Source organism: Streptococcus sp. WM07, from assembly GCF_004570525.1.
Lineage (GTDB): Bacteria > Bacillota > Bacilli > Lactobacillales > Streptococcaceae > Streptococcus.
The window spans coordinates 1-8,285 of record NZ_SPPZ01000066.1; the positions used below are offsets into that span (position 1 = coordinate 1).

Below are 8,285 nucleotides of genomic sequence, written 5' to 3' on the forward strand. Positions count from 1 at the left end.
AGTCTACAAACTGGCTAATGAGACGTGCTTCATGAGTTTCAGGGATGTCCCAAGCAATAGATAGTTCAAGGCTGAGTTGATTTGTGTTATACTGTTTATACATTTTATGTCTTTCTAGTTGTTTTGTGGTTATTATAATTATAAAGCATAAAATGGAAAAGGAGCAATTCTAGTTTGGAATTGCTCGCTTTTTTATTTTATAAGTTAGTTTTTGCCCAGCCTCTTTTCAATAATTTTAGCTTATTTTTCTTCTTTTTTATTTTTTCCAAAGAGAAAACCAAGACCGATAAGAGACAGCAACCAAGCTAGGAAACGAGCAAATGGATTCCGTGATTCTCCAGTATTTGGAAGTTGTTGCTCACGCGACTGGTCATGTATAGACGCAGGTAGCTTAGCTTCACTAAGTGGTTGAACAACATTTCCAGAACCTGGATTTAGCAAATTCTCCACTTTCTCGCCCCTATTATCCTGCTCAGGGATTTCAGGAACTACTGGTGTGATTGGTTCTTCCGGTTCCACCGGCTTAACCGGTTGCTCTGGTTCCACTGGCTTAACTGGCTGTTCCGGTTCCACCGGCTTAACCGGTTGCTCTGGTTCCACCGGTTTAATCGGTTCTTCCGGTTCCACTGGCTTAACTGGTTGTTCTGGTTCCACTGGTGTAACTGGTTCTTCCGGTTCCACTGGCTTAACTGGCTGTTCTGGTTCCACCGGTTTAATCGGTTGCTCCGGTTCCACTGGCTTAACTGGCTGTTCTGGTTCCACCGGTTTAATCGGTTCTTCCGGTTCCACCGGTTTAATCGGTTCTTCCGGTTCCACTGGCTTAACTGGCTGTTCTGGTTCCATCGGTGTAACTGGTTCTTCCGGTTCCACTGGTTTAACTGGTTGCTCCGGTTCCACTGGCTTAACTGGCTGTTCCGGTTCCACCGGTTTAATTGGTTGCTCCGGTTCCACTGGCTTAACTGGCTGTTCCGGTTCCACCGGTTTAATCGGTTCTTCCGGTTCCACTGGCTTAACTGGCTGTTCCGGTTCCACCGGTTTAACCGGTTGTTCCGGTTCCACTGGCTTAACTGGTTGTTCCGGTTCCACTGGCTTAACTGGTTCTTCCGGTTCCACTGGTGTAACTGGTTCTTCCGGTTCCACTGGCTTAACTGGCTGTTCTGGTTCCACCGGTTTAATCGGTTGCTCCGGTTCCACTGGCTTAACTGGCTGTTCCGGTTCCACTGGTGTAACTGGTTGCTCCGGTTCCACTGGTGTAACTGGTTCTTCCGGTTCCACTGGCTTAACTGGTTCTTCCGGTTCCACTGGCTTAACTGGTTCTTCCGGTTCCACCGGTTTTACTGGTTGCTCTGGTTCCACCGGTTTACTCGGTTCTTCCGGTTCCACTGGTGTAACTGGTTCTTCCGGTTCCACCGGTTTTACTGGCTGTTCGACTGCTTTTACTGTAATTCTAACAGGCACAAGATCCTCGGAGTCATCACTATAGCGAACGGTGACTTGGCCAGTTAGTAGACCAGGCTTTGTCCCAACCGGCACACGGATTATTACCCAACCTTGCGTATCCACAGTCATGCCCTCACCGACAATGCTATAAGTCGCACTCGCTGGAAGATTAAGAGCAGGAATTCTTACTTGCGTTCCGGGCTCTACCTCAACTGGCACATAGGACGGACTATACTTATCCGCTTCCGGAGTCACAACTGGTTTAGTTGTCACTTGGATACTTACTGGAACACGGTCTTCGGTACCATCACCATAGACTACCAGAACCTCACCTGTAAGAATACCCGCAGAAGCACTCGCTGGTACTTCCACTCTTACACGGCCTTGGCCATCTATCGTTATACCTTCACCGCTAACACGGTAGGTCGCTTGAGAAGGGAGGCCTTGGCCTGGTAAGACAACTGTTTGACCGGCTTCAACTGTCGCTGGAGCATAACTTGGATTATACTTATCTGCCTCCGGAGTCACAACTGGTTTAGTTGTCACTTGGATACTTACTGGAACACGGTCTTCTGTTCCATCACTATAGACTACCAGAACCTCACCTGTAAGAGTACCCGCAGAAGCACTCGCTGGTACTTCCACTCTTACACGGCCTTGACCATCTATCGTCATGCCTTCACCGCTAACACGGTAGGTCGCTTGAGAAGGGAGGCCTTGGCCTGGCAAGATAACTGTTTGACCGGCCTCAACTGTCGCTGGGGCATAACTTGGACTATACTTATCTGCCTCCGGAGTCACAACTGGTTTCGCTGAAACTTGGATACTTACTGGAACACGGTCTTCTGTTCCATCACTATAGACTACCAGAACCTCACCTGTAAGAGTACCCGCAGAAGCACTCGCTGGTACTTGCACTGTTACGCGACCTTGACCATCTATCGTCATACCTTCACCGCTAACACGGTAGGTCGCTTGAGAAGGGAGGCCTTGGCCTAGCAAGACAACTGTTTGACCGGCCTCAACTGTCGCTGGGGCATAACTTGGACTATACTTATCTGCTTCTGGAATCACAACTGGTTTAGTTGTAACTTGGATACTTACTGGAACACGGTCTTCGGTTCCATCACTATAGACTACCAGAACCTCACCTGTAAGAGTACCCGCAGAAGCACTCGCTGGAACTTCCACTGTTACACGGCCTTGGCTATCTATCGTCATGCCTTCACCCCTAACACGGTAGGTCGCTTGAGAAGGGAGACCTTGGCCTGGTAAGACAACTGTTTTACCAGCTTCAACTGTCGCTGGGGCATAACTTGGATCATACTTATCCGCTTCCGGAGTCACCACAACTGGTTTAGTTGTAACTTGGATACTTACTGGAACACGGTCTTCGGTTCCATCACTATAGACTACCAGAACCTCACCTGTAAGAGTACCCACAGAAGCACTCGCTGGAACTTCCACTGTTACACGGCCTTGACCATCTATCGTCATGCCTTCACCGCTAACACTGTAGGTCGCTTGAGAAGGGAGGCCTTGGCCTGACAAGACAACTGTTTGACCGGCTTCAACTGTCGCTGGGGCATAACTTGGACTATACTTATCTGCTTCTTCGGTCTGAGCCTCAACAATCACTACCTTCAAATCAAGAGATTCTGTAGATCCATCTGGATAACGAACAGTAACCGTAAAGTTACGATCCCCGAGTCGATTATCCTCTGGAATTGCAAGGATCGCATCTCCTCCTTCTCCAAAAGATATGAGAGGACTATTCAATGATTGAGTCGTAAAGGTTGTTCCCCTTGGAACAACTGCTGTTTGGGGCACGATAGTTGTCTTACCGCGTTGAACCTCATAAGTCGGATAACTTGGTTGATAAGTCTCAGCCTGAGTTAGATTTCCCACTAATTTTGTCTCAACAGCAAGGACACTACGATCGAGGTAAGTATTGGAGTAGGTATTTCTCATAACCCCTTCTGTTTGCCCTGAACCAAGATATGCTCCTCTTTCTTTCCAAGTCTCAGCAATTACCGAAGCTCCTGTACTTTTAGCAATTTGATGAACAAGTTCCGACAATTCTGCTTTTGAAACAGGATTTTTAAATCCGTATTCAATCGTATACGCAGATGGCTCATAATAACCTGAAAGAATAACGCTAGGAGTTATCACCTTCTCAATAATCGGCCTAAAGACAGAAGAAAGAGTTTGTCGCTTCACTTCTGCCTCCTCATTCGTTGTTACTCCTACCATACTAATAGCTGGTGTTGCTTTTGTATGTAACAATCCGCTATTATCTACGACCAAAGGAATGCCTTTAGCCAAAGGTGCTCCCGCAGCATTTGAGGCATATAGCTGTACCTTACTTGGATCAACTAAACGCATCAAATCTTGAGGTATTTTTTGAACAATATAGGGAATTGTACCTCGAGGCTCTGTTAGAATGCTCCGTCCTTCCACCAATTCATAACGGGTAATAAATTTCAAACCCGTTACTTGACCATCTAAGTTCACAATTGGGAATAGTTCTGAAATCTCTGCGTTACTTGAAGAATCCTCTGTTTTTCTATTTTTAGTATCTGTAAAAATACTGTCGACCGCCGTACTTGTAAAAACAGCCTCACGATTCGGCATAGACGTAGAAAACCAGGCTCCATTTAAGGTATCCAGAACCAAGCGATTCGTTTGTGCAACAGAACCATATGTTCCTCCACTAACAAAGGCACTTCCAAAAGTAATTGCCTGATCTCCAAGAAGTCCAGAAACAGTCTGACCGCTTTTAAGGGTAATCGTCAAAGGAATATTAGTGGCATCTTGAGAACTATTTGGATCATCTGCAAAACTAACAAACCGGTTATCAACCGGTATCGTCCAAAGCTGTTTATTATGGTAAGGAGTCAAGTCTAGACTTTCATTGTAGATAGAATCTGTCTTGATTTTAATCCTATCAATATTATTATAAAAAGTTGGATTCTCAAACCAGATTAAATACTCTCCGGAATGACCCTTTTTACCATACTCCGTTGAAAAACCACTCCCTTTAAACTTATTCCAATCCGTTTGGCGTAAGAAAATCTGATTTCCATTTTCAGAAATATTATCAAAATAGGTTCCCCCCGAAAGTACAATGATTTTCTGAGGGTCGGTAGAGCTCTCAGTAAAGCCATCCACCCCAAAATCAATTGGAGTTTGAAGAGAACTGGAAACTGCTCCGGTAGTACTAGCACGTAACAGTGATCCCTTCTCGAAATCTCCTACCGATTCTCTCTCCGAGACAGTAACAGGCTGTTCTAGTTGAACATCTACAGATATATGATTTGTAGCTAAAGTTGATGGAGCTTGAGTAGGTTCTACAGATGCTTCTGCTGCATAAAGCAACTGAGGCTCTGTTGAAACAACCTCTTCCACTTTTTCAACTTCCGTTGAAACTGGATTCATTTCAATAGAATCAGGCTGAGTTTGTTCCTCTGCTTGAACCACACTTCCCGCAAAAATGCTGCTCCCTAAAAAAACAGAAGCAACTCCAATCGAGTATTTTCGAATTGAAAACCGTTGAACTACTTTGGAAAACGGTTCATATTTCATACATAGAATTCCTTTCTTATTTCTAAAATCATATAGTAGATTTCAAAATAATTTCATATCATATTTTAGTTCAATTTATACAAAAAGTCTAGTGACTCGTATAAATTGTGCAGCGTTACCCTTACTTTCCAAAAAATAAAGCAAAATAAAACCCCCTCCGAAGAGGGGGAAAGAAACCATTTTTAATCTGGACAATACTCGGTTCCTTATTACTCATACATGTCTACACTCATATCAAGGATGTACACTCATTCTTATTCCTCGTCCTTACGACGACGTCCGACAATTCCAAATCCTGCAAGAAGACCTAGAACACCGAGAGCTGTTGCTCCAGCAGTATCTTCAGTACCAGTTTCAGGAAGTGTTTCCGCTGGTGCTTGAGGTTGTGCTGGCATCACAGGTTCTGGTTTTGGTTCTGGTTTAGGCTCAGGCTTAGGCTCTGGTTTTGGTTCTGGCTTAGGCTCTGGCTTAGGTACTTCAACATAAGGAATTGTTGTTGGTTTCGTTGGATCTGTTGGTACAGGAGGAATGTAACCTTTCGTTGGATCGTTTGGATCAACTGGTTTCAATGGTTCCCCTGTAGTTGGATCTACCGGTACCAATCCTGGAACGTGTGGAATAACTGGTTGACTTGGATCCGTTGGTGGTACAAGTTTACTTGGATCTGTTGGATCATTCGTATACGGTACTTCTGTCCATGGGTTCTCTGGAGTAACTCCTGGAGGGAATCCTGGAACATAGTTCGCAATTGGCGCATAAATAACTTGATCAAGAATATCTGCTGAATCAGCTGTAATTCCTGTATGCGCTCCTGCTTCCACTTGTGCTGGATCTACAAGGATATGTCCTTTATAGACTGGTGTCTTGTAGCTTCCAAATGAAGTGCCGTCTTGTGCTACCCAATCACCAAGAGTTGTTTCACCTGTCACCAAATTAATGCTTCCTTCACGACGGAAATGAAGAGTATCACGATGCATAGCTACTTCAGATGCTGGAACTTCTTTCAAGCTTCCATCAGCAGCTTTGACATAGTAACGTACCTCACGGTTCACTTCCTCAGTGAGTTTAAGGATATCATCCTTATCTGGATTTGGATAATTTGGTGATGTTGGATCTGTTGGATCAACTGGTTTATTAGGATTTACTGGTTTCTCTGGTGTTACAGGGATAACTTTCGCTTTGAGATCAACGTAATAAGTATCTACTCCGTCTTTACCATCAAAATGAGCACCTGCAACGAAACCATCTCTCACAAGTTCATAACCAAGTTTAGTGTACTTAGCAATTGTATCAGCTGTTGAGTAGTTGATAACTTGTGCAGAGGTACCTTCCATTACCGCTGAACTTTCCAATTCACGAACAACTGTTGTACCATCTTGTTTCACTTCACGATAAACAATTTGTGCTTTATCGATTCGTGCATAAGGAATTGTTGTTGGTTTCGTTGGATCTGTTGGTACAGGAGGAATGTAGCCTTTCGTTGGATCGTTTGGATCAACTGGCTGAAGCGGAATTTGAGGTTCAAATCCTGGTACATATGGAATATTTGGTTGAGCTGGATCTGTTGGAGGAACAATCTTACCTGGATCTGTTGGATCATTAGTGTAAGGAATGTCTGTCCATGGTTTTTCTGGTACATCTGTTGGGAAGTCCGGAACATAAGAAGCAATAGCAACATAAACAACTTCATCGTGAATGTCAGCTGTTGTCGCTGTGATACCTGTATGTCCACCCTTCATAGCATCTGCAGCATTCGCAAGGATATATCCTTTGTACAATGGTGATGCATAATCTTTAAATTCTGTACCATCAAGTGCCATCCACTCACCAAGAGTGTTTTCACCTGTTACAAGGTTCACAGTTCCTTCACGACGGAAGCGTAATGTGTCTTCCTTAGTTGCAATTTCCATTTCTGGAATCTTCGTAAGGTTTCCATTCGCATCACGAACATAGTATTTCACGTCGCGTTTCACTTCTTCAGTCAACTTAACAATATCTGGATTTTCAATTGGTGGGTAGACTGGTGTGTTTGGATCTGTTGGATCGACTGGTTTATTTGGTTCTTGTGGTTTTTCAGGTGTTACAGGAATAACCATTTCTTTCAAGTCAACGTAGTAAACTGCGCCTTCTTGACCGAAACGTGTACCTGATACAAAGCCATCTTTCACAAGAACATAACCAAGACGTTTGTATTTAGTAATTGTGTCTATTGTTGAATAATCGATAACATCATCAATTGCTCCTTCAAGAACTGGTGATTTCTCAAGTTCTCGAATAACAGTTGTACCATCTTGGCCAACTACACGATAAACAAATTGTGCTGTTGAGCGATTCTTCACATAAGGAATCTTCGTATCGCCAGTTGGAGTTGTTGGAACTGGTGGAACATAACCCTTAGTTGGATCATTTGGATCTACTGGTTTCAACGGCTCCTTGCTACCTGGATCTACTGGAGTCATACCTGGTACATATGGAATAGCTGGTTGACTTGGATCAGTAGGAGGAACAATTTGACTTGGATTTGTTGGGTCTGTTACATATGGCACTTCTGTCCATGGTTTCTCTGGAGTAACTCCTGGAGGGAACTCTGGAACATAGTTACCAACTGGAACATAAACAACTGCATCAACATAGTCATCATCAGTTGCTTTCACACCTGTATGAGCTCCTACTTCTGCTTGGCTAGGATCTTTCAAGATGTAACCTGGAACTACTGGTGATTTTTTGTTTTCAAAACTATCACCTGCTGTTGGTGTCCACTCACTTAGAGTGATTTCACCTGTAGCTAAGTTAATGGTTCCTGTACGTGTAAATCCTAGGTTATCAACTACTTCTTCCGCAATAACCTTACCAGATTCATCCACATAACGAACTGTACGCTTCACATTTTCTGTTAACGTTTGGATAGTTTGGAGTTGTTGGATCTGTTGGATCTGGATTCTTAGGTAGATCTGGTGTATCTGGATTTACCGGTTTGTTTGGTTCAACTGGTCGATCCGGAGTTACAGGGACAACAATCGCTGTCACATCTACATAGTAAGTATCCACTCCATCTTGACCATCAAAGGTCAAGCCATCACGGTATTTGTTTCCTGCAACAGTTGAGTTTGTAGAAACTGTGTAACCTTTGAGATACAAGTCTTTCAAGGTTGCAGCTGTTGAATAGCTAATTGCATCGCCAGCTTTACCTGTCAATACTTCAGATTTCGCAATCTCAGGATTTACAACAGTCTTACCATCTGTTGATACAACACGGTAGA

The 8,285-nt window shown here is 43.8% G+C and carries 2 protein-coding genes and 1 pseudogene; all 3 read right to left on the reverse strand.

The window, feature by feature from the left end; translation table 11 throughout:
- Nucleotides 1-240: 240 nt before the first annotated feature.
- Nucleotides 241-5,025: a Rib/alpha-like domain-containing protein gene (locus E4T71_RS10065; protein WP_135038632.1), complete on the reverse strand. Its 4,785-nt coding sequence runs from the start codon at nt 5,023-5,025 to the stop codon at nt 241-243.
- 254 nt (nt 5,026-5,279) lie between these two features.
- Nucleotides 5,280-7,910: an LPXTG cell wall anchor domain-containing protein gene (locus E4T71_RS07585; protein WP_135038634.1), complete on the reverse strand. Its 2,631-nt coding sequence runs from the start codon at nt 7,908-7,910 to the stop codon at nt 5,280-5,282.
- Nucleotides 7,882-8,285: pseudogene (locus E4T71_RS09890) on the reverse strand (hypothetical protein); the annotation flags it as partial. The gene E4T71_RS07585 and the pseudogene E4T71_RS09890, both read right to left, overlap by 29 nt.